Annotated in this window: 21 protein-coding genes; 19 read left to right on the forward strand and 2 right to left on the reverse strand. The window is 65.4% G+C overall.

Going from position 1 to position 25059, the window contains the following annotated elements; genetic code table 11:
• Positions 1-17: 17 nt before the first annotated feature.
• From ABXH26_RS04365 to ABXH26_RS04445, 17 genes are all read left to right on the forward strand, one after another.
• The gene (locus ABXH26_RS04365; protein ID WP_353565820.1) at positions 18-1823 is read left to right on the forward strand and encodes an acyl-CoA dehydrogenase family protein; all 1806 of its coding nucleotides are present in this window, start codon (positions 18-20) and stop codon (positions 1821-1823) included.
• Positions 1824-1884: 61 nt separating this feature from the next.
• Positions 1885-2724: a trypsin-like serine protease gene (locus ABXH26_RS04370; protein WP_353565821.1), complete on the forward strand. Its 840-nt coding sequence runs from the start codon at positions 1885-1887 to the stop codon at positions 2722-2724.
• Positions 2725-2767: 43 nt separating this feature from the next.
• Complete coding sequence (locus ABXH26_RS04375) at positions 2768-3133, forward strand: SpoIIAA family protein (protein ID WP_353565822.1); 366 nt, start codon at positions 2768-2770, stop codon at positions 3131-3133.
• Positions 3134-3136: 3 nt separating this feature from the next.
• Positions 3137-3388: a GNAT family N-acetyltransferase gene (locus ABXH26_RS04380; RefSeq protein ID WP_353565823.1), complete on the forward strand. Its 252-nt coding sequence runs from the start codon at positions 3137-3139 to the stop codon at positions 3386-3388.
• Positions 3389-3433: 45 nt separating this feature from the next.
• On the forward strand, positions 3434-4672 hold the full coding sequence (locus ABXH26_RS04385) for a S41 family peptidase (protein ID WP_353565824.1): 1239 nt from the start codon (positions 3434-3436) through the stop codon (positions 4670-4672).
• Positions 4673-4748: 76 nt separating this feature from the next.
• Positions 4749-5726 (forward strand): hypothetical protein, encoded by a 978-nt coding sequence (locus tag ABXH26_RS04390; RefSeq protein ID WP_353565825.1) that lies wholly within the window; start codon positions 4749-4751, stop codon positions 5724-5726.
• A gap of 78 nt (positions 5727-5804) precedes the next feature.
• Positions 5805-6836 carry a tRNA (adenosine(37)-N6)-threonylcarbamoyltransferase complex transferase subunit TsaD gene (tsaD, locus tag ABXH26_RS04395; protein WP_353565826.1) on the forward strand — a complete coding sequence of 344 codons (1032 nt, stop codon included), beginning with the start codon at positions 5805-5807 and terminating at the stop codon, positions 6834-6836.
• 43 nt (positions 6837-6879) lie between these two features.
• The gene (locus ABXH26_RS04400; protein ID WP_353565827.1) at positions 6880-7509 is read left to right on the forward strand and encodes an HAD hydrolase-like protein; all 630 of its coding nucleotides are present in this window, start codon (positions 6880-6882) and stop codon (positions 7507-7509) included.
• A gap of 4 nt (positions 7510-7513) precedes the next feature.
• Positions 7514-8716: an OmpA family protein gene (locus ABXH26_RS04405; protein WP_353565828.1), complete on the forward strand. Its 1203-nt coding sequence runs from the start codon at positions 7514-7516 to the stop codon at positions 8714-8716.
• 185 nt (positions 8717-8901) lie between these two features.
• Positions 8902-9165, forward strand: a complete 264-nt coding sequence (locus ABXH26_RS04410; RefSeq protein WP_353565829.1) for a hypothetical protein — start codon at positions 8902-8904, stop codon at positions 9163-9165.
• A gap of 298 nt (positions 9166-9463) precedes the next feature.
• Complete coding sequence (locus tag ABXH26_RS04415; RefSeq protein WP_353565830.1) at positions 9464-10780, forward strand: S8 family serine peptidase; 1317 nt, start codon at positions 9464-9466, stop codon at positions 10778-10780.
• 257 nt (positions 10781-11037) lie between these two features.
• Positions 11038-13683, forward strand: coding sequence for a CHAT domain-containing protein (locus ABXH26_RS04420; RefSeq protein WP_353565831.1), 2646 nt, complete (start codon positions 11038-11040; stop codon positions 13681-13683).
• Positions 13684-13741: 58 nt separating this feature from the next.
• Entirely contained in the window at positions 13742-14683 is a 942-nt protein-coding gene (locus ABXH26_RS04425) for a hypothetical protein (RefSeq protein WP_353565832.1), read from the forward strand.
• Positions 14684-14810: 127 nt separating this feature from the next.
• On the forward strand, positions 14811-15302 hold the full coding sequence (locus tag ABXH26_RS04430) for a hypothetical protein (RefSeq protein WP_353565833.1): 492 nt from the start codon (positions 14811-14813) through the stop codon (positions 15300-15302).
• Between the two features lie 73 nt (positions 15303-15375).
• Positions 15376-16233 (forward strand): carbon-nitrogen hydrolase, encoded by an 858-nt coding sequence (locus ABXH26_RS04435; protein WP_353565834.1) that lies wholly within the window; start codon positions 15376-15378, stop codon positions 16231-16233.
• An 11-nt stretch (positions 16234-16244) separates the two neighbouring features.
• Positions 16245-17480 carry a matrixin family metalloprotease gene (locus ABXH26_RS04440; protein WP_353565835.1) on the forward strand — a complete coding sequence of 412 codons (1236 nt, stop codon included), beginning with the start codon at positions 16245-16247 and terminating at the stop codon, positions 17478-17480.
• Positions 17481-17490: 10 nt separating this feature from the next.
• The gene (locus ABXH26_RS04445) at positions 17491-18534 is read left to right on the forward strand and encodes an agmatine deiminase family protein (RefSeq protein WP_353565836.1); all 1044 of its coding nucleotides are present in this window, start codon (positions 17491-17493) and stop codon (positions 18532-18534) included.
• Between the two features lie 10 nt (positions 18535-18544).
• On the opposite strand, the gene ABXH26_RS04450 is transcribed toward ABXH26_RS04445, so the two are convergent.
• On the reverse strand, positions 18545-19648 hold the full coding sequence (locus ABXH26_RS04450; protein ID WP_353565837.1) for a vWA domain-containing protein: 1104 nt from the start codon (positions 19646-19648) through the stop codon (positions 18545-18547).
• A gap of 100 nt (positions 19649-19748) precedes the next feature.
• Here ABXH26_RS04450 and ABXH26_RS04455 point away from each other — a divergent pair, with 100 nt between their 5' ends.
• Complete coding sequence (locus tag ABXH26_RS04455; protein ID WP_353565838.1) at positions 19749-21215, forward strand: carboxypeptidase M32; 1467 nt, start codon at positions 19749-19751, stop codon at positions 21213-21215.
• 4 nt (positions 21216-21219) lie between these two features.
• On the opposite strand, the gene ABXH26_RS04460 is transcribed toward ABXH26_RS04455, so the two are convergent.
• Entirely contained in the window at positions 21220-22125 is a 906-nt protein-coding gene (locus tag ABXH26_RS04460) for a hypothetical protein (protein ID WP_353565839.1), read from the reverse strand.
• 108 nt (positions 22126-22233) lie between these two features.
• Between ABXH26_RS04460 and polA the strand changes: the two genes are divergently transcribed.
• Positions 22234-25008 carry a DNA polymerase I gene (gene polA / locus ABXH26_RS04465; RefSeq protein ID WP_353565840.1) on the forward strand — a complete coding sequence of 925 codons (2775 nt, stop codon included), beginning with the start codon at positions 22234-22236 and terminating at the stop codon, positions 25006-25008.
• The last annotated feature ends 51 nt before the right edge of the window (positions 25009-25059 follow it).

A 25059-nucleotide genomic window follows, 5' to 3' on the forward strand; every position in this document is an offset into this window, starting at 1 on the left:
CTCAAATCTGAAATCCCATGAGCGACTCCCTCATCGACACCTCGAACATGAGCGAAGGCCAGCGCGCCGCGCTCGAACTCGCCGAGTCCTCGCGCGATACCCGCGAGCTTTCCGGTTTCGCCGCCTCGATCTTCAACGGCACGCCCGACTTCTCGCTCATCTTCCCCTTCCCCGAACAGCCGGCCGACGAACGCGCCGCCGGCGACGAGTTCATTTCCAAGCTCCGCACCTTCCTCGAAAACGAAACCGACCCCGACGCCATCGACCGCGACGGCGAGATCCCGGACTCCGTCATCGAAGGCCTCGCCCGGCTCGGTGCCTTCGGCATCAAGATCCCGAAGGAATACGGCGGGCTCGGGCTTTCGCAAACCAACTACTCGCGCGCCGCCATGCTGCTCGGCCGGCATTGCGGGAATCTCACGGCCCTGCTTTCCGCCCACCAGTCGATCGGCCTGCCGCAGCCTCTTCTCGTCTTCGGCACCGAGGCGCAGAAGAAGAAATACCTCACCCGCTGCGCCGCCGGCTCGATTTCCGCCTTCGCTCTCACGGAAAAGGAAGTCGGTTCCGATCCCGCACGCATGAAGACCGAGGCGAAGTACGATGGCCACAGTTGGCTGCTTAACGGCGAAAAGCTCTGGTGCACCAACGTCCTCAAGTCGGACGCCGTCATCGTCATGGCGCGCACGCCCACCGAGGAAAAACCGCACGCCACCACCGCCTTCATCGTCGAGACGAACCAGCCCGGCGTCGAGATCGTGACGCGCTGCCGTTTCATGGGCCTCAAGGCGCTCTACAACGGCGTGATCCGCTTCACCGATGTCCGCGTGCCGAACGAGAACGTCGTCGGCGGCGTCGGCAAGGGCCTCAAGGTCGCACTGACCACGCTGAACACCGGCCGCCTCACGCTGCCCGCGGCCTGCGTGGGCCTGCTCGACCGTTGCCTCGAGATGTCGCTCGACTGGGCCGGCAGCCGCGTCCAGTGGGGCCAGGAAATCGGCAAGCACGCCGCGATCGCCGCCAAGCTCGCCGACCTCGCCGCCGATGCTTTCGCCACCGAGAGCCTCGTCCTTTTCACCTCCGCACTGGTCGATCGAGACCATTCGGCCGACATCCGCATGGAGGCCGCGATCGCCAAGCTGTGGGGCACCGAAGCCGGTTGGCGCGGGGTCGATTCCACCATGCAGATCAAGGGCGGTCGCGGCTACGAGACCGCCGACTCGCTGCGCAACCGCGGCGAGAAGCCCGACCCGATCGAGCGCCTGCTGCGCGACTCCCGCATCAACACGATCTTCGAGGGCTCGACCGAGATCATGCATCTCTTCATCGCCCGCGAGGCGCTCGATCCCCACCTGCGCCGCGGCGCCGCCGCGCTCGATACCCGCAAGCCGATGTCCGAACGCGCCAGAACCGCCGTCGGTGCCGGCCTCCACTACGCCGCCTGGTATCCGCAAAAGTGGCTGCCGCGGTCCGGCAAGATCCCCTACGACCTCGACGCCGGCCTCAAGGCTTCGATGAAAAAGACCGCCTCGCTCAGCCGCCGGCTGGCGCGCGCGATCTTCCACTCGATGGCGAAATACGGTCCCAAGCTCGACCGCCAACAGCTCCTTCTCGGCCGCCTCGTCGACACCGCCGCCGAGCTGCTCACCCTCAGCCTCTCCGCCGCCCGCGCCCATCAGCTCGGCGACAAGCGCTCGATCCAGATCGCCCAATACATCTGCGACCGCGGCATCCACCGCTGCGAGCAGCTCCTCAGCTCCAACGGCAAAGCCCCCGACAAACTCGGCTACGCACTTTCGCAGACACTTCTCAAAGAGAAAGCCTAGCTCCAGATTCGGGTTGCCTGTAGAAAGCGCCGTGCTCAATCGACTTGTTTTTGCGGCCTCCATGGTCGCCACGGCGTCCGCGTCCACGCTGCTCGACTCCGTTGATCCCCAGCTGTCGCGCGACCTCGCGGCGCCCTACACCTCCGTCGGCACCATTGCCGGCAGCGGCCTGCAAGGTTCCGGCGTCCTCATCGGAGACCGCTGGGTGCTCACCGCCGGCCACGTCGCACAGGGAAAAGCCGGCGGCTCCTTCACCATCGGCGGCAGCACCTACGCCGTTTCCAGTAGCATCATTCATCCGGACCTCGCTTTCCCCAACTCCGATCTCGGACTGCTCCTCCTCCAAACCTCCGTCGGCAACGTCCCGGCGGCCACCCTGTATCAATTCGGCACGCCGACCGACGTCCTCGGCCTCGACGCGACCTGGGTCGGCACCGGTTTCACCGGAGACGGCAGCTCCGGCGCCAGCCCGTCGCTCATCGAGCTTCGAGCCTTTACCAACGTCATCGATGTCTTCGGCGACCATCCCGACTACGAAGGTCTTCCCGGCACCGCCATTCTCGCCGACTTCGACAGCGGCCTCGACGCCGACAATTCCCCCGGCTCCGATCCCACACCCAGCGCGCTCGAGGGCTGTGTCGCGCCCGGCGATAGCGGCGGCGGCGTCTTCGTCATGATCGACGGCGTGCCGCGACTTATTGGCATCACCAGTTTCCGCAGCACCCTCGATAGCCGCCCGCAGGGCACCAACAGCCGCTACGGCGCGGTCAGCGGGGCGACTTACCTCGACTCATTCTTCCCCTGGATCACCGAAAACACGGGCATTCTTGCCGTGCCCGAGCCGTCCACGGCGTTTCTCGCTCTCACTGGTTTGGCCCTGATTTTCCGTCGGCGACGGTGAAAGCCCGCTTTGCGCGGGTTGAATTTCAATGCGAAGATTTCGCATGTTCAAGATCCACCGAACCGGCAACCACCTCGACATGACCTTTGGCGGTCAGCTCGATGCCGAAGGCATGCACGCGGTGCTGGATGAATTCTGCGCCCAGTCCGAAGGCATCGAAAACGGAACGCTGCTCTACCGCGTCGAGGATTTTCAAATCCCCACTCCGCACGCCATCGCCATCGAAATCTCCCGCATGCCGAAGATGCTGCGCCTGATGCGACGCTTCCGCCGGGCCGCGATCCTGGCGGAAAAGGACTGGATTCGAAAAATCAGCGAATGGGAGGGCAAGCTGCTGCCCGGCCTCGAAATCAAGGCCTTCACCCTCGACGAGGAAACCGAAGCCCAGACCTGGCTGACCCGCCCGTAAACCATGTCGGAAGTCACCGACAACACCGACCGCCAGCGCTTCGAACTCGTCGAGCAAGGCAAGCTCGCCTTCGCCGACTACCGGATCGAGGGCGACGTGCTGGTGATCCCGCACGTCGAGGCCGACCCGGCTCTGCGCGGCCAAGGCGCCGCTGGCCGGCTCATGCAGGGCGTCGTCGACTTCGCCCGCGCGCGCGACCTCACGATCCACCCGATCTGCGGCTACGCCGCCGCCTGGTTGCAGCGGCACGCCTGAGTGGCGCGAACCTCCAGGTTTGCGGGAGGAGCATGCGCTTTCAGCGTGCCGTCCTCCGCACGATCCCTCACGCTTTCGCTCGTGCGCTGCCTGTTCATCCTCCTCCTCGCCACCCCGCTCCTCGCCCAGTCCCCGCCGGATCCCGACGAGGCCGCCTACCCGGCGATCGAGCGTTTCATCGAGGTTCTCGAACAGGTCCGGGAGCGGCACATCGACGTCGACAAGCTCGGCTACGACCGCCTCGTCAACCACGCGCTCGAAGGCATGCTGGCCTCGCTTGATCCCCACTCGTCCTTCATCCACCCGGAAATGGCCGCCATGATGAAGGCCAACCCCGAGCTCGACCCCGCCGTCCCCTCGCTCGGCATGGTTCTCGGCTGGCGCGATGACGGACCCTACCTCGCCCAGGTCCTGCCAGGATCCGCCGCGTCGGCGGCCTCTCTGCTGCCCGGATCCGCGCTGTTGGAAATCGACGGCCACGGGACGGTCGGCCGACCATTGGACGAAATCCTCGGCTCGCTTCAAAAGGCGGCCGGCGAAACGGCGAAGCTGAAGCTCAAGTCGCCCGCCGAGCCGAAGCCGATCGAGATCGAGCTGACCCACCACGCCGTCCCGACCCGTGCGGTCACCGATTTCCACCTGATCGACGAAACCGGCACCGGCTACCTGCGCCTCGCCGAGTTCACCGCCGCCGCGCCGCGGGAAATCGAGGCCGCGCTCGACGAGATGGAGGACACCGGCATGCAGCGCTTGATCCTCGACCTCCGCGGCAACCCCGGCGGCTCGCTTTCCGCCACGGTGAAGATTCTCGGCCTGTTCCTGCCGCCGGAAACCGAAGTCGTCACCACCCGCGGTCGCGAGGGCGTCATCGACACCTTCACCACGCCCGAGCGTCAACGGCGCCAGCGCGGCTACCCCATGGCGGTGCTCATCGACCGCGGCTCGGCCTCCGCTTCCGAGCTGACCTCGGGCGCGTTGCAGGACTTGGACCGCGCCGAGATCGTCGGCGAGGTCAGCTACGGCAAGGGCTCCGTGCAGAACATCATCCCGATGGGCGGCGGCACCGCGCTGCGGTTGACCATCGCCACCTACCACACGCCCAGCGGCCGCACCCCGCATGGCGTGGGCATCACCCCGGACGTGCCGGTGGAAACCGATGACGCCGCGCGCGAGAAAATCGGGCTGTCGTTTCGCCGCGGGAGCCTGACGCCGCAGGAGCTGTCGCGGCTCGACGGCTGGACCGATCCGGTGGTCCAGGCGGCGCTCAAGACCCTCCCGCACTGACACTTGCGGCAACCGGCATTGAAAGCTTTGCCCGGCTGCCGGCGTTGAGGGAAAAATCCTAGTTTCGAGAACCCCCATGCGCCTTCGTTTCCTGCTGCCTATCCTCCTCAGTCTCGCGACCGGCCTGTCGGCCCAGTCCCTGACGCAATCGGACCGGGAGGCGTTGCTGGACAAACTGAAAAAGATCCAGGACGCCGCCGACGCCAAGGTCGAGGCGCGTTTCAGCATGGCGGTGGCGGCTTTCCGCGAGGGCGCGGGCAGCGAGGAGGCCGCCATGGACCTCTACCTGAAGTGCGTTGAAAAGGTCGACTTCGAGGACCAATACAAGAAGAGCCAGGATTTCCGCGAGTGGAAGCGCAAGGAGTCGGACCACCTGAAGAGCATGGGCTTCAAGCGGGCTCTACGCCACCAGCTGCGCTGGCTGATCCTGACCCTGCAGGTCGCCTCGCACGGCCCGCCGACGAGGTTCGCGGACCAGGCCGGAGCGGCGGTGGATGATGTGTTTTCCGATCTGAATCTGCTCAAGGACGAGGAACGAACCCTCCGTCAGGGCGTCACCGGCACCGTCTTCGCCCGCGCCTATGAGATCACCGACGTGCAGGTGGACGACTGGCCGATGTCGCCCGTGGATCTGGAGGCGGTCTACGACAAGGTCCTGCTCCCGCCGCTGCGCAAGCCGGAGAGCACCGATGGACTCCGGGCCATGTGGATGAGAAGGATCCAGCAGGAAATCGACGGCCGTGAAACGTGGACGCGCCGCAAGCGCGGCGAGGACGGACCGAACCGGGTGGGCATGAAGGACGCGTTGCGGACGCCGGAAATGGACAAGTTCATCGCCGAGACGTATCCCGAGCTGCTTTGGAAAATGGAGGTCGATGTCTACGAGGCCGGCGACGAACGGGGCGCCGCGCTTCGGATGTTCCAGCATTTGGAAAAATACGTCGACCATCCGAAGGCCGAGGATTGGGCCGGCGAGTTCGCGACTCTGCTGAGGAAGCCGGACGAACAAACCGAGGTGGCGCCCACCCACGAGGAAGCTGCAGTGGCGGAGTGAGAGGGAGGCATGGGTGCGGGAAGCGATTCCATCCGCCTTGCCAGGCGCCGGGTCGCTGAAGATGCTCGCATTTCGCCCATGCCGATCATCCTCGCCATCGAATCATCCTGCGACGAAACCGCCGTCGCCATTCTCCGCGGGCGTCCGGGCGGCCCGGCGGCGATTCTGGCCTCGGAAATCGCCAGCCAGATCGAGCTGCATCGCGTCTACGGCGGGGTCGTTCCCGAGCTGGCCTCGCGCAACCACTCGCTGCACCTGCGGCCACTGGTCGAGCAGGTCTTGGAACACGCCGGCGTCACCGTCGAGGACATCGATGCCTACAGCGCCACTTCGGGCCCCGGGCTGGCCTCGTCCCTGCTCGTGGGGGCCACCGCGGCCAAGGCCATGGCTGCCGCGGCCGGCAGGCCATTCCTTGCCATCAACCACCTCGAGGGCCACCTGCTGTCGCCGTTTGTCGGCCTCGGCGAGGTCCCGCCGCACGTGGCCCTGATTGTTTCCGGAGGCCACACGCTGCTGCTCGATGTCGAAGGCCCGGGGCGCTACCGCAAGCTCGGCACCACCCGCGACGACGCCGCGGGCGAGGCTTTCGACAAGGTGGCGAAGATGCTGGGCCTCCCCTACCCCGGTGGTCCGGAAATCGAAAAAACCGCCATGGGGGGCCGCCCGACGGCTTTTGATTTCCCGCGCTCGATGCTGAAGGACCGGAGCTTCGACTTTTCCTTCTCCGGCCTGAAGACCGCGGTGCTCTACACCTTGACCGACCGCCATCCTGAGTCCGGCACCCCGCGGCCCGAAGACCTGCCGGACCTCTGTGCCAGCTTCCAGCAGGCCGTGATCGACGTGCTGGTCACGAAAACCCTGAAAGCCGCCCGTCATGCCGGGCGGGGGACCATCGCCCTGTCAGGCGGGGTGTCGCTGAACTCCACCTTGCGGCGGGATTTCCAGCGGGCGTGCGAGCAGGCCGGCTATCGATTGCTCACCGCCGATCCGGGGCTGTGCACCGACAATGCGGCAATGATCGGGTTCGCGGCCTTGTTGCGCCACGCGGAAGGCCGCAGCTCGCCCCTCAGCGAGCCGATCGATCCCAATCTGCCGCTCGCCCGGCCCTGATTTTCCTTGGCGGTCCCTGACCCAGCGTTTCCCCTTCGGGCGGATGGCTTACCGGACGATTATTTTCGACTTCGACGGCACCTTGGCGGACACGCTCGAGGAAAGCCGCCGGATTTTCAATGAAATGGCGCCGGAACTCGGGCTGCGCCAAGTGACTTCCGAGGAACTGCCGGGCCTTCGCCATTTCTCGCTGAAGGAACTCATCAAGCACCTGTCGATCCCGAAACGCCGGGTCCCCGGCCTGATCGCCCGTGGCACGACGCTCATGCGGGGAAACATCATGCATCTCCCTCTGATCGAGGGCATGGCGGGCATCCTTCCCTCCCTCCGCCAGCGCTGCCACTCGTTCGGCATTCTCACCTCGAATGCGCCCACCAATGTTGATCTTTTCCTGCGGTCCCACGGGCTTCGGGAGTTGTTCGACTTCATCTCCTCGACCTCAAAGCTCACGGGAAAAGCCAAGCACCTGCGTGCGATCCGAAAAACGTTCTCGCTCGCCTCGGAGGAAATGCTCTACGTCGGCGACGAAATCCGCGATGTGAAGGCTTCGCGCAAGGCCGGCATCCACGTCGCCGCCGTGACCTGGGGCTTCAATTCGCCCGAGGCCCTGCTGATGGAAAAGCCTGAGCACCTGGTGACCCGGCCCGAAGACCTCCTGAATCTCCACACCTGATCCGATGCCCGACGACCCGCATTCCGAAGCCTCCGTCTCCGACGACGAAAACCTCGAGTCGGCCCCTGCCGGCACCGACGACGACGCCGCCGGCGAGGAAACCGTCACCGAGCCCGCGACCAAGTCCTCGGTCGTCTCCCCGGCCGTGGCGGTGATCGGCTTCATCATCATCACCCTGCTGGGCGTCCTGATTTTCCAGAATTTCGTCCCCCGGCAGCCATCGGGCACCGAGCCCTATGAGAGCACCGGCATGGCCTCCCTCAAGGCCGACCTGGAAACCCGCCGCGCCGAGCTGAATCGCACCCGGGTGTCGCTCGGGCTCGAGCCCATCGCCTCGGGGCAGTCCGTGGAAACGGCCGAGCAGGTCTCGGCGCGAATCAAGGAAGACGCCTCCACCCTGTCGGCCCTGGCCCAGAGCTTCGAGTCTCTCATCCAGGAGAAGGATTCGGAAATCGACCGGTTGCGCGAGGAAAGCGTCAGCGCGCTGAAGGACCAGAAGCGTCTGAGGGACCTTCTCGGCTCCGCCAAGAGCGATCTCGACAAGGCGATGATGGACGCCTCCTACGCCACCACGCTCAAGTCCGATCTGGAGTCCGCCCGGGCGAGGATCACCGCGCTGGAAAAGGACCTGGCCGAGGCCCGGGAGGTGCCCCAGTCGCTGCGGGAGCGGCTCGCCGCCTCCGAGTCGGAAAACACGGAACTCCACCGCCGCATCAGCGAGCTGGTGAAGAAACTCAACGAGGCGACCATTTTCGCCGGCACCGCATCGGAGATCCGGCCCGAGGCCGTCGCTCTCTATCAGGCGCTCCAGGATCTCGAAGGCAAGGCCGACTCGGAAATCTCCACCGCCTACAGCCGCTTTGGCGCCAAGCTCGGCGCCAACGTCATGCGCACCTGCACCTTCGCCACCGGCTCCGCCGACGTGGCTCCGCCGCTCGACCAGGAGCTGGCCGAAATCGCCCGCCAAGCGCCGAAAAACGCCATGCTCTTTGTCGTCGGGTACGCTTCGGAAACCGGTAATGTCGATGCCAACCGCGCCCTTTCCTCCAACCGCGCCACCAACGTCGCGCGGATGCTCAATGGAGCCAAGGATCGTTCCCAGAAGGTCCAGGCCGCTTACCTCGGTCAAACCGACCGCTTTTCCTCCCGGATCCCCGAACGCAACCAGATTGTGGAAATCTGGGAGATCTCCAAGCGGTCGGACTGAGATCCGCGCGGCAAGAGCCCCACGGATTTACGTAAGGGTGTAATATACGCAAACCTTGGATTTGTGTGGAAGCGGTCGCCGGGTGGGGCGATTGAAGCAGTATGCTGTCCACCATCCCGAGCCAATACCTCTGCGCAGGTCAGCGGCCGCGGCCGAACCTGCACCGCCACCGTGTGGTCCACGGCATGAAGGAAACCTTCGTTGAAGGTCCCAAAGCCGTCATCCAAGCCCGCTACAGCGGGGCGCAGGCGGCGATCATGATCTGCTCCACCCTGCCCGCCATCCTCGGATCGCTGGCGCTGACCGTTCCGGAGCTCCTTTTTCCCACCGAAGGACATCGCGCATTTTTTCAATATGCGTGCAATGTCTCTCACGACCCGATGAGTCTGGCCCCGATCATGACCGGCGCGGTGACCACCCTCCTGGGTTTGCGCATTCCGCTGAGCTGAGTTTTTGCGGGGACCGGTTTCCCCACCCTCCTGCCCGGGCGCCTTCGCGTCCGGGCTTTTTGTTGCTGTCACGGCGGTTTCCGGTCCCAGCGTAAAGATCGGCAAATAATTCAATGTCGCGGAACATCCGACAGGTCGGCAACTCAATGTTTGCCGTTTTTCGGGCAAACATTGCAATCCAGTTTATTGTTTTATCTCTTAAATGATAGTATACAAGAAGCTTAAGTTACAACAAACATCTAGACTTCTAATGGTTTAACACATACACAACACGGCGGCTAACAACACACACGCCGTCATGTCTCGATACTTACGCACCCTCGTCGTGCTGGGCTTCCTGCCCGGCGTCAACGCCCATCCGATTCCCATCATTCCGGCAGCATCGGAGGCCCTTCAGGTGGAACTCCAGGGATGGAATCCGACAGCTGGTTGGGCGCCAGCGAGAATGAATGACATCACCTACACCGCCTCCAACACGGGATACGCCTACCCGGAACCGAAGACCCCGGTCCGTCTGTATCTCCTCGACTCGGCGGTCGACAACTCCTCCGCCTGGTTCAACAAGAATCCGAACCTCGTGTTCGAGCACTACGAGGCCCTCTACGAAGGCGGGTCCTCCAGTCCGACGGTCGATCACGGCACCAAGATGCTTTCGATCATCGCCGGCAGCGAGGCGGGCATCGCTCCCTCGACGCCGATCCAGGTGGTGAACATCAACTTGATGAACGGAACGGCGACGACGAGCACCGGGGATCTTGCCAACGCGATCTACAAGGCGGTCGATTATCAATCGGAGCACCCGGATGTGCCTGCCGTGATCTGCTGCGCCGCCAGTGCGCCGGGGCAGAGCTATCTGGTCAACGCCGCCGTGGCCGAGGCGCTCCACGAAGGAATGACGGTGGTCTTTTCCGCCGGGAACAACAGCGCGAGCGCCTCGAACTACACCCCCGCATCGAATGGCACGGTGCAGGGAGCGATCTGTGTCGGTGCCAGCACTTCGAGCAACCTCCGCTACTCCGTTTCCAACTACGGCTCTGCGGTGGATTTCTACTGCCCGGGCCAGAATGTCCGCTGCCTGAACCCCGCCAATCCCGGGGCCGGGCAGACGAGCCTGATGAATGGCACCAGCCCCGCCACCGCCATCGCCGCCGGAGCCGCCCTGCTCGAACTCTCGGCCGATCCGGAGGCCACCCCTCAGGAGCTGGAAGCGACCCTGAAAGGCCGCCTAGCCGCTGGCGCGATTTCCATTCTTCAGATCCCGGTTCCGGAGGACATCGACTACGATGGCGCCCCCAACGAGGTCGAGGCGTTCTTCGGCACCGACTGGTCGGACAGCACCAGCATCCCCGTCAGCCTCAAGCTGAAGCGGGAGGGATCCCGGTCCACGCTCTCCTTCTCGGTCCCCCAAGGGACCCTGGCCGCGGGAGATGTCACCCGCCTCGCCGCCGGCGGGTACTGGCGGGTATTGAAGGAAAAATCCGCCGACACCTGGGATGCCGCGCCCACGGGCACGATCACCTTGGGGAGCGTCGTCAATGGCAGGGTGCCGGTGGAGGTTTCCTTCAACGACACCGCGGCATCGGCCTCCTACTGCCTCGAAGTTCAGTTCGAATAAGCTTCGGCCCCGCAGCAAGCCTGTCCTTTCCCATCAGCCGGAATCCCTCGGGGATTCCGGCTTTTTCGTAGAATCCCCATGGACGGGTGGAGAGAAAAACATGGGGTTTCCCGATTTCTTGGAGTTGAATACTAACTCCAACGACGGGTGGCTGCTTTTTTGCCCGCCGCTTGGGATCCGCGACTCCGATGGCAAGCAGGCGACTTCGTTTTTCATTTCAAGGCCTGGGCGGCAGGTGCCTCCCCTGTCTCGTCGGCATGTTTTGGCTCGTCGGGTTGGCCGGCCCGGCGAAGATCGCAGCTTCGGAGGATCTAGATCTGAGCGACCCCGCGGCGGCGGAACAGGACCTGTCGGGGCTGGTCGCCGACTGGAGGAAGGAATTGGCGGAGCATCCCTCGAAGGATGCCCGATTCGCGCTGGCGGACTCGCTTCAAGCGCTGGGGATCGTGCGCCGGCAATTGGGAAAAACCCCGGAGGCCCTGCAGAACCTCCGCGAGGCGGTCCGGCATTTCGCCGGGGCACCGGCAGCGAAAATAACCGACGCCCGGGAAGCTCTGGCCCTCACCGAGCAGGACGCCGGGCACCTTGCCACTTCGAGGAAACTCCTCGAGAAGGTGGTTGCGGAGCGTCGTCGGAACGGTCCCTCGAGGGCGCTGGCCCACTCGCTCGACCATCTGGCGATGAACCTGCTCGTGGCCGGTCATTATCCCGAGGTCAAGGAACTGCTTGAAGAAGCACTCAGCCTCATTCCTGAAGACGCGCCGGGCGATCGGGCGCAGTTGCTCGGCCACCTGAGCGGCTACCATTACACGCTGGGCAGCCATGCGCGCTCCATCGCCTCCCTGCACGAGGCCCTGGCGCTGGACTTCGCCGACCCGCAGCTGCGCCTGAACCTGCGTTCCCAGCTCGCTCTGAGCACCTTGCGACTGGGAAACATCGACAAGGCGGTGGAGGAGTACAACAGCATCTCCGCGGACGCCGAAAAACTCTTTCCCCACCAACCGCTGCGGGTGGTTCCCTACATCAACAACCGTGGCTGGATCTACCTGAACCTCGGCTTGCTCGACGATGCGGTGATGGCGTCCCAGCATGCCGTGATGCTGCTGGGGGAATCCGTGGGAGAGGATCACCCCGGCTTGATCACTCCCCTGAACAACCTCGGGGTCGCCCTGTCCCGGCAGGGGCGCCAGCAGGAGGCCCGCGAGGTTCTGGACCGCTGCCTGGCGCTGCAGGAGAAATACCTGGAGCCGATCCACCTGCGCGTGCAGGAAACCCGGCGCAATCTGGCCTTCGTCTGCCTCGCGATGAACGATCCGCGGGCCTTGGAGATGGTCGATGAAGCGACCGATGTGGGTCTCAAGCTGCTGGATGAAGTGGTTCATCACGGCACCGAGCGCGAACGGCTCAATTTTCTTTCCCGTTTCGACCCGGTTTCCCTGCCCTGCGCCACCGAAGATCCCGCCCGGATCGCGGCGACGCTGATCGCTTCCAAGGGCCGGCTGCTGGACACACTGCTGGGCGATTCCGGGAAAGCCATTCCGACCGCCGCCGAGGTGGCGGCCGCTCTTCCGGCCGGTTCCGCTTTCGCCGATGTTTGCCGGTATTTCCCCAACGAGGATCGCGCGGCGGCGTGCTATGGAGCGGTTCTTTACCTCCCCGATCAAAAACCCGAGTGGGTGCCGCTGGGATCCGAGGACCAGGCCCTGCGCTGGCTGGGAGCCCTGCGCGAGCGCCTCCAATGGTGCGGCGGCCGGCAGTCGGGCGACGATGGTGCTCCTCCCACCCTGAAAATCACGTCCATCCTCCAGGCCCTCGACCGCGAGTTCTGGCAACCCATCGCCGAGCTGCTGCCGGAGGGAACCCAGCACGTGGCGTGGTCGCCCGATGGAGCCCTTCACTTCCTACCCCTGGCCGCCCTTCTGGATGAGAACCTGGAGCCGCTCTGCCACCGGTTCCTTCAGGTCACCACGGTGGGTCACGCGCGCGAGCTTCTCGCCCCGGCGCCGACGCGGAAGCTCGACGCCGCTCCCTGGGAAGTGATCACGGTCTCCCACTTTCCGAAGCCTCCCCCGTCCGGCGAGCATTCGTCGCGCCTGCTGCAACTTCTGTCCTCGCTGGAGGACATGCCGGGTACGGCCCGCGAGTCGGGATACCTGAGGAGGCTGGCCCCCGAAAACTCGCTGTTCTTCAGCGACCAGGAAGCCCGGGAGGAAGCGCTGCGGCGGCCGGATTTCTCTCCCACCGTGCTCCACCTGGGGTGCCACGCGTTTTTCCTGGCCGACGCGGCGGACACGGCGGGAATGCCCATCGATTTCGATGTCCATTCCGACCTCCTTTACGCCGGGGGTCTGGTGCTCTATCAGGGAGCGATTAGACCCTTTTCCGGCCCTCCGGTGCTCCCGGATGACGATATCCTCTTCCCGTCGGAGATCGCCCATCTGCCTCTGGGGAAAACGCGGCTCGTCACGCTTTCTTCCTGCGATTCCGGGGCCGGCACCCCCGTTTCGGGGGAAGGCTTGCTCGGCCTGCGCCGCTCCTTCCACTTGGCGGGAGCCAGCGAGGTGGCCGTGGCCCTGTGGCCGGTCTCGGACCGGTCGACTCCCCGCTTCATGCGCGATTTCTACCTCCGCGCGCTGGCCTCGGATCGGCCCGCCCAGGCTCTTTGGGAAACCCAGCGCTCGCTCATTCCCCGGGGAGATGATCCGGACTTCGAGCTTTCCGTCCTGCGCTACGCGCCCTTCATCATCAGCCAGTCCGGTCCGCTGCAGACCGGCCCGCCGATCCCCTTGCCGCCGCCCATCCCCAGGATCACCATCTTGTCCTGGATCGCCGCAGGCGTCCTCCTGCTTGCGACCGGTGGGTGGTTTTTTTTCCGCAGGAAGAGGCTCCACCGGTCCGACTGAAAACCGATCTTGTTAAAACCACCCACCCGCACCTAGATCTTAACCTTGATGCTTTCTCATGAGTAACGAGCTCCAACTTCTGGAAGGAGCGACCCTCGACCAATGGCAGCGGTGCTGGGAGGCCTGCTGGGCGCGCGCGCGCCGGCCGGTTGAAGGGATCCTGGTGCCCGAGGCCGAGGCCGCCCGGCTGGCGGAGCGGGCGATGCGCAATGTCTCGCTGGACTACGACGAATTTCCCTCCGAGGCGGAATTCGCCGCCAAGGCCTTGGAAGAGATCTCCCGCACCGGGCGCGAGATCGTGGCCGCCCAACGCCGAGAAGCCCGCGATCCCCAACTTCACCACGATCCCGGCGACCCGCGCTACGAGCGCAACCTCGATCTCGACCGGCTGCAGAAACGCGATGCCGAAGGCACGTTCGCCGACCGGGAGTGGAACCGTCTGCCGCCCTTGCTGCGCCCCCTTGCCCTGCACACCCTGGGCCGCAAGGGAATCAAGGGACCCGATGCCGAAGAGGTCTTCAATGACACCCTCGTGGAATTGGCCCGCGAGCGCTCCGGCGGCGGCGCTCCCATCCTCGACCCCACCGTGTTTGAGGAACTCATCCCCCTCCACACCCGGATCGTCGGTTTCCGTGCGATCGATTGGATGCGGCGGCGGGGAGCGCAGAAAAACCGGCCCAACACCGGAGACAGCTTCGATGCCCTCACCGGCGATCCCGAGCGTCCCGTCCAGTTCGAGGACGAATCCGCCGATCCCGGCCAAACCACCTTCGAGAGGATTTACTCGGAATGCCGGGAAGCCCTCACCGCCAAGGAATGGGACCTGATTTATACCCTCTACGTCGCCCAGACCGCGCCGGTGCAGGAACTGATCGCCGATGCCGGCTTCTGCGCCCGGCACGGGCTTCGCGCGGGGGCGTCTCCATCGACCAAACGCCGCGAGTTGCTGATCAAGGCCGAAGAAGCGCTAACAAAAATCCGGAAAAATTTCTTCATTTGAAAATCTAGCGGAAAAGCCGCGATAGGAGGCAGTAGCCATGGAAGTTGAACCCAACAACAATCTCGACCCCGTCATTCGAATGTTGGGGAGCAGCCTCCGAACGAGGTCTGACGATCCGGCACCGTTGATGCCCTCGGATCTCCACGCGGACCTTCAGGCCCGCTTCGCCCGCCCCGCGGTGACACGGCCGGCGGTTGCCGCCAATACCTCCTGGCTGTCCCGGCTCGGTGCCGCGATTTCCATGCCGGGCCTGGCCATCTCCGCCGCCGCAATCCTGCTGCTCGGAGTGATCGCCCCGCGTTTCGTCCACCAAGGCGACGAAAGCTTCCGTGGCACCAACAGCGCCCAGGTGGAGGCGGTGCCGGTCATCCTGGCCGGAGGACCGAGCGACATCCTCGATCGGCTTTCCGCCGCCGGCGACCTCGAGCCCGGCTCACTCAAGGCCGTCGCCTCCGCCGCCGAGGCTGCCCGACTTGCCGGCCCCAAGGTCACCGTCGATTTCTCAAGCGGAATCATCCAGTCGGTGGACGCCGACGGCCGCGTGGTGTTCCACACCAAGATCTCCGCGGACTCCCCCGAGCTATCGCTCACGATCGCCGAGGCGGTCAGCCATCTTTGATTCGGAGTCCATCCAAGTTTCAGGTTTCGGGAATCATTGGACGCGGGCCTCGGCCCGCGTTCAACTTGTCCGCATGCCACGACTTGCGCTGCTTCAATCCCGCGCCTTTCCGACCAAGGACGAGGCCCTCGACCATCACGAATCGCTGATCCGCGAGGCGGCGACAGGTGGAGCCCGGATCATCGTCACCCAGGAGCTTTTCCTGACCCCCTACTTCTGCACCGTCGAGGCCACCGATCATTTCGACCTGGCCGACCGCATCCCCTGCCCGGCCAGCGAGCGGCTGGGCCAGCTCGCCGGGGATCTGGGCGTGGTGATCGTGTCCTCGTGGTTCGAGCACCGGGGCCCCGGACTCTACCACAACACAGCCCTGGTCCATGATGCCGACGGCTCCATGCTCGGCCTCTACCGCAAGGCCCACATCCCCCAGGATCCCGCCTTCGAGGAGAAATTCTATTTCACTCCCGGCGACACCGGCTGGCCGGTTTGGGAAACCCGCTTCGGGAGGCTCGGCGTGCTCGTGTGCTGGGACCAGTGGTATCCCGAGGCCGCCCGCCTGATGGCCCTCGGCGGAGCCGAAATCCTCATCTACCCCACCGCCATCGGATGGCTGCCGGAGGAAAAAGAGGCCCTCGGCGAAGCCCAACACTGCGCCTGGGAGACGGTACAACGCGGCCACGCCGTCGCCAACGGCTGCTACCTCGCGGCCGTGAACCGTGTCGGCACCGAGGGTGAAAGCGAGTTCTGGGGCCGCTCGTTTGTCGCCAACCCCTACGGCCAGCTGGTCGCCAAAGCATCGACCGACGGCGAGGAGATCCTCTACCACGACGCCGACTTCCGCGAAGTGGAGGATTTCCGAAGGATCTGGCCCTTTTTCCGGGATCGCAGGATCGACGCTTACAGTGATCTAACCCAACGTTGGCGGCACTGAACCGTCTGTCCATGAAAGTCGGTCTCCTCCTCCTCGCAGCGTGCCCCGCGATGGCGTTGGAGATCGAGATCGACTACCGCTACGACACCTCCGACTTCTTCAGCCAGCCCGGAGCCAAAACCGCCCTGCGGGCCGTGGCCGACTCCTTCGAAGCGCTGTTGCAGGACCAGCTGACCGCCATCGTCCCTACCGGGGTGAACACCTGGACGCCCGGCTTTTTCCATCCCGCCACCGGCGAATACGTCCATCCTCCCGAGTTGCAGGACATGGTGGTCCCTCAGGACACGCTTATCATCTTTGTCGGGGGCCGCTCGCTTGCCGGCGGATCCGTGGGGGTCGGCGGCCCCGGAGGCTACACCGCCACCGCCACCAGCGGATGGCTCAACGGGCTGCGCTTCCGCGGTCAGGCGGGCGCCGCTGCCACCCCGGCGACCGACATCGGCCCCTGGGGCGGTTCGATCGCTTTCGACACCGGGGAAACGTGGAACTTCGACCTCGCCGGGCGGCCCGCCAACGATCGGTCCGACTTCGTTTCCGTGGCTCTCCACGAGATGTGCCATGTGCTGGGCTTCGGCACCAGCGACGTCTTCGACGGCCGGATCTCGACCTTCGGAGGAGGCCTCGTTTTCACAGGCAGCTCCACCATGCAGATCTGGGGAACCGCCGTGCCGCTGGATCCGGAGGCCGGTCACTGGCGGGATGACGACGACTGCCAGGCCCCGCTCGGTTACAATCCCTCCAACCCGGACAACGTCCTTTCCGTCACCTTGGAGGGCTTCGGACGTCAGCACGGTCAAGCCCAGATCGCGCTGATGGATCCCACCCACTGCACCCTGACCACGGTCCGTCACCTCGAGGTCCTGACCGACCTCGATCTCGCCGCCCTGCGCGACCTGGGATGGGAAATCCTGCCTCCTCCGCGTCTGGAGATCGCCCGGGGAAACGATCCGCCTACCCTGTCGTGGCCCACCAGTTCGGGAGTGCTTTATTCAATCCACCGCTCGCCCGATCTGAGCCACTGGACTGCGATCCGTCCCGCCGCCGAGGGCGATGGCATGATCGACCACTTCACCGACTCGATGCCCGCTTCCGGCGGTGCCTTCTATCAGCTGAAGGCCGTCCTCCCTCCCCCGGCAGCCGCCTTGGCGATGCCTGCCATGACCTCCGACCCATCATCCACCACGCTCCAGGCCAGCTTGCGGGCCCGCGTCGTTGACAGCTGCCGCCACTGCGGCCAAAGCCACTGACGTGCCGACCATGCCCGACGTCTCCGACTACACGATGCCGCCCGAATGGGTGCCCCAGGAAGCGGTCTGGATCTCCTGGCCGGTGGATGATCCGCGGCACTGGGGTGGAGCGAAACGCGAGCTCATCCTGGATCGCTTCGCCACCCTCGCGGCGGCGGTCTCCCGCTTTGAAACGGTGCGCATCAACGCCATTCCGGGCACCGAGGACCAGGTCCGCGAGCGTTGCCTGCAAAACCGCGCCGTGCCCGAGCGGGTCGAGGTTTTCCCCCACCCGCACAATGACGTGTGGTGCCGCGACCACGGCCCGATCTTCCTCAAGCACCGCAAGACCGGCGAACTGGCCGTGAGCGATTGGGAGTTCAACGCATGGGGCGGAAAGTTCGCTCCGTGGGACGCCGACAATTCGATTCCCCGCCAGGTCGCCGATCAGCTCGGACTGCCGCGCTTCGAGGGCGGGATGATCCTTGAGGGCGGTGCCATCGAGATCAACGGCGCCGGCCAGTTGCTTACGACGGAAGCCGTACTTCTGAACTCCAACCGCAACCCGCACCTCTCTCGAGCGGAGGTGGAGGAGAAACTCCGGACCACCCTCGGCATCCGCGAGGTGCTGTGGCTGGAGAAGGGCATCGAGGGCGACGACACCGATGGCCACATCGACGACCTCGCCCGCTTTTGCGCCGACGACCTCCTCGTCGCCTGCACGGAGCGCAACCGGGAATCGCCGAACCACCGGGTGCTGGACGACAACCTCGGGCGCCTGCGTGGATTTCACACGCCCGCCGGCCGGCCGTTCGAGATCGTGGAAATGCCAATGCCGGAAGCCTGCGAGGTCCCCGGCTGGCGGCTTCCGGTACTACCGGCGTCGTACGTCAATTTCCTGATCGTGAACGGAGGCCTGCTGGTCCCCACCTTCCGCCAGCACCGCAATGACGACCGGGCGCTGGGCATCCTGCGCGAGCTTTTTCCGGACCGCGAGGTGGTCGGGATCGACTGCCTCGACCTGGTCGAGGAGGGCGGCACGCTGCATTGCCTCACCCAGCAGCAGCCCGCCTGAGCCGGCCCCGTCATTTCAGCGGCACCACCTCGATCTCGCCGGTGCGATGGATGATCGTGAACTGGCCGCCCGAGCGCTCCGCCAGCGTTTTCATCGGCTTTTCCGCCTGCGGCTCCATCATGGCCACGGTGTTGATGGTCGTGCCCTTGGATTTCGCCCGGTGGCCGAAGCGCCGGACGAAGTCCTCCATGTCGCCGCTGATCGCGCCATCGGTCATGAAAAAGATCACCTGCGGGGCGGGATCGAGATCGAGCGCCAGTTCCAGCGGGTGTTCCCATTCGGTGCCCCACACCAGCGGCGTCTCGCGAATCTGCGTCATCGCCTCCTCACGCGAGGCCGCCGTGCAGGTCCGCCAGGCGGCCTTCTGCTCGCGACCCTTGGTCACCCAGCCCTGGCCGAAGCCCATGCGGCGCCATTCGTAGTCCTTGCCTCCCGCGCGGACGATTGCTTCGCGATGGGTCTCCGGCATTTCCACCTGCGAACCGGCGATCCAGGCCGGGCCGGCGAAGAAGATCATCTCGAACTGCGAGCCCTCCGGCAGGGTTCCCACCGAGCGCGCCAGCTCCTCCCGCATCATCGGATCGCGCTTGCCGTTCATCGAGCGGGAAAAGTCGATCACATAGCAGAAACGCTTCGCCTTCACCGACTGGTTGAAGAACGTCGCGCCGCCTCCGGCCCCGCCGCCCATTCCTCCCGCGCCGCCATCGCCGCCGCCCCAGCCTTCGCTGAAATCATCGCCCGAGCCGAAGTCCGGCGTCCATTCCACCGGGTCCACCTCCGGCACCGGCAACGATAGGCTCGACGCCGCCTCGGCGACGATCACGCGGTTCATGCTCGCCGCCGGCGGCTTGGGCTTCGAGCGGGAGGGCTTGATGGCCTGGGTGGCCTCCTTCACCTCCTCCCGCGGCGGCGGTGCGGCGTAGGCGAAAAACACCGGCTGCCGTCGGTCCAGCGCGGGCAACAGGATGAATCCCAGCAGCGCCATGAGGAAGGCGATGACCAGCAAGGAGATCACAAGGCTGCCCAGCGCCGACCGCCGGCGTGCGCGCTGCAGCCGGTCGGCCAGCTGGGCTTCCGTTTCCGGTGAAACCGGGGACGTGCGGGGGCGGGCCATGGTTCTCCCGGCTCCAACGCGGGCCGGCCGGAACTTCTTGGGGATTTGGCGCCCATGGTCCGGATTGCGCTGCCTCGGGCCGGCCGCTAGCGTCGCCCCGATGTCCCCTTTCCAAGCTCTCCGCGATCTCGCCACCGAGGCGGCGATCATTTCGTCCTCCGCCGCCACGCTCGGCTGGGACCAGGAAACCGGCATGCCCGCCAAGGCGTCCCCGTGGCGCTCCCGCCAGCTCGGCTGGCTGGCCGGCCGCGAGCACCAGCTCCGCACTTCGCAGCGCTGGCAGGCGGCGCTCGATCAGGCCGAGCCCGATAACGACCGCGAGCTGGCCAGCCTGCGCGAGATGCGCCGGAACTTCGAGCGGGCCGCCTGTTTGCCGACCGCATTCGTCGAGCGTGAAACCGAGCTGACCTCGCAGGCGAAGCACGCGTGGGCCGAGGCCCGCTCGAAGGATGACTTCGCCGCCTTCGCACCCTATCTGGAGCAGATCGTCGCCCTGCTTCGCGAAAAAGCCGACCTGTGGGGGTTCGAGCACGAGCCCTACGATGCCCTGCTCGAGGACTACGAGCGCGGCTGGACCGCCGAGGGCATCGCCGGGCTTTTCGAAGCCCTCGCGCCCGAGCTGCGGGAAACGGCGGCCCGGGCGGTGGAGCGATCCGTTTCCCGCAGCCCGGTGCTGCCCGCGGGGCCCTATCCGATCGAGGCCCAGCAGGCCTTCAACCGCGAAGTCGCCGCGTCCATGGGCTTTGATTTTGACCAAGGCCGCATCGACACTACGACGCACCCGTTTTGCACCACGCTCGGGCCGGCCGACGTGCGGTTGACGACGCGCTATGACCTCGACGACTTCACCTCCTCGCTCTTCGGCGTGATGCACGAGGCCGGCCACGGGCTCTATGAGCAAGGCCTGTGGGCGGCCGACTTCGGCCTGCCCGCGGGCGGTGCGTGCTCGTACGGCATCCACGAATCGCAGTCGCGGCTGTGGGAAAATCACGTCGGCCGCTCGCGGGCGTTCTGGGAAAAATGGTTGCCCGTCGCCGGCCGGCATTTCCCGCAGCTCTCCGGGGTGTCGCTCGATGACTTCCTGGCCTACGTTTGGAAAGCGGGCTTCACACCGATCCGCGTGGAGGCCGACGAAGCCACCTACGACCTGCACATCCTGCTGCGTTTCGATCTCGAACGCCGCTTGCTCCGCGGCGAGCTGGCTGTCGCCGACGTCCCGGCTGCCTGGAACGACGCCTTCGAGGCTTCCTTCGGTAGCCGTCCCCCCTCGGATCGCGAGGGCTGCCTGCAGGACATCCACTGGTCGATGGGCGGGATCGGCTACTTCCCGACCTACACGCTCGGGAACCTCGGCGCGGCCCAGCTTTTCGCCGCCGCCTGCCGCCATCCGGAGATCGGAAGCGGCGTGGAAAAAGCCGACTATGCCGGCTTGTTGAAGTGGCTGCGGGAAAACGTCCACGACGCCGGGGCGACGCTTCCGCCGGCCGATCTGATCCGGCGGGCCACCGGCGAGGAGCCCTCAGCGGCCGCCCATCTGGCGCACCTCCGGGAGCGCTACACGGCCTGACCGGTCACTGGATTTCCATGCCGCTGTTCGGCCAGATCCACTTCACCACCTTGCCGCTTTGGATCAGGGCCTGGGCCTGGATCGTCTTCACTCCGAAGATGGTCTCGGCCTTGTAGGAGGCCATGCCGGATTGGTAACTCTCGCCATCGCGTTCGACCGGGCCGCCTTCCTTCCAGTCGACGACCTGGTCGAAGGTGAACTCCTTCACGTCGCCGGCCTTGATGCTGTCCTGCATCAGCTTCACCACATCCCCGCCGCCGGTCGATGCGGGCTCGGCCGGCGTTTCCCCGGCAGGCTCCGTCTCGGTCATCGAGGGCTCCTCCTCATCGGCGGTCTCGCCGGGAGGCCGGATGGTATCGAGCCGCAGCGGATCTTCGGTGCCGGTGGGAGATCCCTGGTCCGCCATCTCGGGCTCGGCGGGCTCGGGCTCCGGCTCGGCCGGTGGCTGGCCCCCGAGAACATCGACCAGATCGGTGGCCATCACCGGCAGCGTGCCTTCGAGCGTGCCGGCCTGCGGGCTGACCACCAGATCGGTGCCCTCCACCCGCAGCGGGGTGACCTTCATGCCTTCGGGAATCAACATCGGCTGCTTGGCACCGGGAACCGTGATCGGCAGATCGGCCTTCAAGGTCACCTCCTTCGGAAGTTGCTCCGGCTTCAGATCCGCCACCCATTCCGGCGCATCGGGCCAGGCTGGCTCGGCGGCCTTTTCCGGGGCCGGCTCCGCCGTGGGGGTCTCCACGGCGGCGCCTGTCTCGGACGGCTCGGCATCCTCGGTTTCCGCGACGGTCGGGGCGGGTGCTTCCTTTTTTTCCGTCAGGGAAAACAGCATCGGCTGCACCACCGGCTCCAAAAAGTAGCCGGCTGCTCCGATCACCCCAACTCCCACCAATCCCGAAACCCAGTTCATGTGAGCCCGATACGTAGGCAGGTGATCGTTTCTTTGCCAGAGATTTCCCTGCATCGCGTCATCCCCGATTTGCTTTGAAATCCCCCCGCCGGGCACGGAACCTCCGCCATGCCCCGCTTGTATCTCCTGGACGGCATGGCGCTCGTCTACCGCGCCCATTTCGCGTTGATCCGCAATCCCATCCGCAATTCGCGCGGCATCAACACCTCGGCTCTCTACGGCTTCACCAACACCCTGCTGACCATCCTCGAAAACGAGAAGCCGACCCACCTCGGCGTCGCTTTCGACACCTCCGCGCCGACCCCGCGTCACGCGAAATTTCCGGAATACAAGGCCCAGCGCGAGGACATGCCGGAGGAACTCGCCGCCGCCATCCCGAATGTGAAGCGGCTCTGCCGCGCCTTCCACATCCCCGTGCTGGAGGTCGATGGCTACGAGGCGGACGACCTCATCGGCACCCTCGCCCGCCGGGCGGAAACGGAGGGCTTCGAGACCTACATGGTCACCCCCGACAAGGACTTCGCCCAGCTCCTCGCCCCGCACACCTTCATGTGGCGGCCGGGAAAAAAAGGCTCCGACCACGAAGTCATCGGCCTCGAGCAACTCCCGGAGGTCTGGGGCGTTTCCGAGCCACACCAGATCATCGACCTGCTCGGCATGATGGGCGACGCCGTGGACAACATCCCCGGCATCCCCGGCATCGGTCCCAAAACCGCGCAAAAGCTCATCGCGGATTTCGGCTCGCTCGAGGGGCTGCTCCAGAACACCGCCCAGCTCAAGGGCAAGCAGAAGGAAAAGGTGGAGGAAAACGCCGACCTGGCCCGCCTGTCGAAGGACCTCGCCACCATCATCGTCGATGCGCCGGTCGAAGTGACCTGGGACGACCTCGTGCTCTCGGAACGCGATGCCGATGCGGTAAAGGAGCTCTTCAACGAGTTCGAGTTCCGCTCCCTGACCAAGCGGCTTTTCGGCGAAGCGGGAGCCGGTGCCCCCGCCGCACCGTCGGGCGACGCCACCCCGACGCTGCAAGAGACCTTCAAGCGACTGGCCGAGGTCGAGCACACCTACCACCTCGCCGACACCCCGGAAAAGCAGGCCGAACTCTTCCGCCTTCTGGAAAGCCCCAAGCGCTTCTGTTTCGACATCGAGACCACCTCGCTCGACCGCTTCGAGGCGAAACTGTTGGGAATCGCCTTCTCGTGGAAGCCGCGCGAGGCCTGGTACCTGCCTTTTGACGAGTCCCTCCTCCCCGCCCTCCGCAGCTCGCTTTCAAAAACCTGCCTGAAGATCGGCCACAACCTGAAATACGATCTCTGCGTGCTGCACCGCCACGGCATCGAGGTCACCGGCCCGTTCTTCGACACCATGCTCGCCGACACGCTGGTCGCGCCCGACCGCCGGCATACCATGGACTACCTCGCCGAGTCCCTGCTCGGCTATTCGCCCATCAAGCTGGCCGACATTGCCGAGTCCCCGGTCGCCGCCCAGGAGCAGGACGACCTTTTCACGCTCGCCGCGCAGAAGGCGAAAACGAAGGAGCTGAATGTCGCCGCGGTACCTCTGGAAAAGCTGGCCGAGTATGCCGCGGAGGACGCCGACGTGACCTTCCAGCTGGCGGAAAAGCTCGGTCCGCTGCTGGTCGAGGCCCAGCAGGAGGGCGTCCTCGAGCAGATCGAGGCTCCGCTGCTTCCGGTGCTGGTCCGCATGGAAATGGAGGGCATCCGCATGGATCCCGACGCCCTCGCCGAGATCGGCGGCACGCTGGGCGAGCGCATTGAAACGATCGGCATCCAGATCACCGCGCTGGCCGGACGACCCTTCAACCTCAACTCCCCCAAGCAGCTCGGGGAAATCCTCTTCGATGACCTCAAGCTCATCGACAAGCCGAAGAAAACGCGCACCGGCCAGTACAAGACCGACGAGCAAACGCTGTCCTCGCTTTCCGGCACCCACCCGATCGTCGATGCGATCCTTGAATACCGCGAGATCACCAAGCTCAAATCGACCTATCTCGACGCCCTGCCCGCCCACCTCCAGCCCTCCACCGGGCGCGTCCACACGCACTTCCACCAACTCGTCGCCGCCACCGGCCGCCTCGCCTCGACCGAGCCCAACCTGCAGAACATCCCGGTCCGCTCCGCCGCCGGCCGCGAGATTCGCCGCGCCTTCGTGCCGCGCGCGGGCTTCACCCTGCTGTCGTGCGACTACTCCCAGATCGAGCTGCGGGTGATGGCGGCACTGGCGGGCGATGAGTCGATGATCACCGACTTCCGCGCCCGGAAGGACATCCACACATCCACCGCGGCCCGTGTCTGGGGTGTGGCCGAAAAGGAGGTCACCTCCGACCAGCGCCGTGGTGCGAAGATGGTGAACTTCGGCATCATCTACGGCATCTCCGCCTTCGGGCTCTCCCAGCGCCTCGGCATCCCGCGCGGCGAGGCGGCGGAGATCATCGACAACTACTTCAAGCAGTACCCTGCGATCCGCCGATTCATGGACCAGACCATCGAGGAGGCGCGGGAAAAGGGCTACGCCGAGACCCTGTCCGGCCGCCGCCGGCATTTCCCGGACCTCCGCTCGTCCAATGCCACCATCCGCGGCAACGCCGAGCGCGCCGCGATCAACACGCCGATCCAGGGCACTTCGGCGGACATGATCAAGCTGGCCATGATCCGCATCGACGCCCTGCTACGGGAAAAACAGTACCAGAGCCGGATGCTGTTGCAGATTCACGACGAACTCATCTTCGATCTTCATCCCGGGGAAGAGTCCACGCTGGTTCCGGAGATCATCGGCCTCATGGAAACGGCCCTGCCGCTGCCCCACGGCGTGCCGATTCTGGTCGAGCACGGCACCGGCGACCACTGGCTGGCGGCCCACTGACTTGCGAAATGCTCGGCATTCCCGCTCACCGGGTTGCCCGCGGCCGGGCAT

Source organism: Haloferula sargassicola (assembly GCF_040362925.1).
Taxonomy (GTDB): domain Bacteria; phylum Verrucomicrobiota; class Verrucomicrobiia; order Verrucomicrobiales; family Akkermansiaceae; genus Haloferula; species Haloferula sargassicola.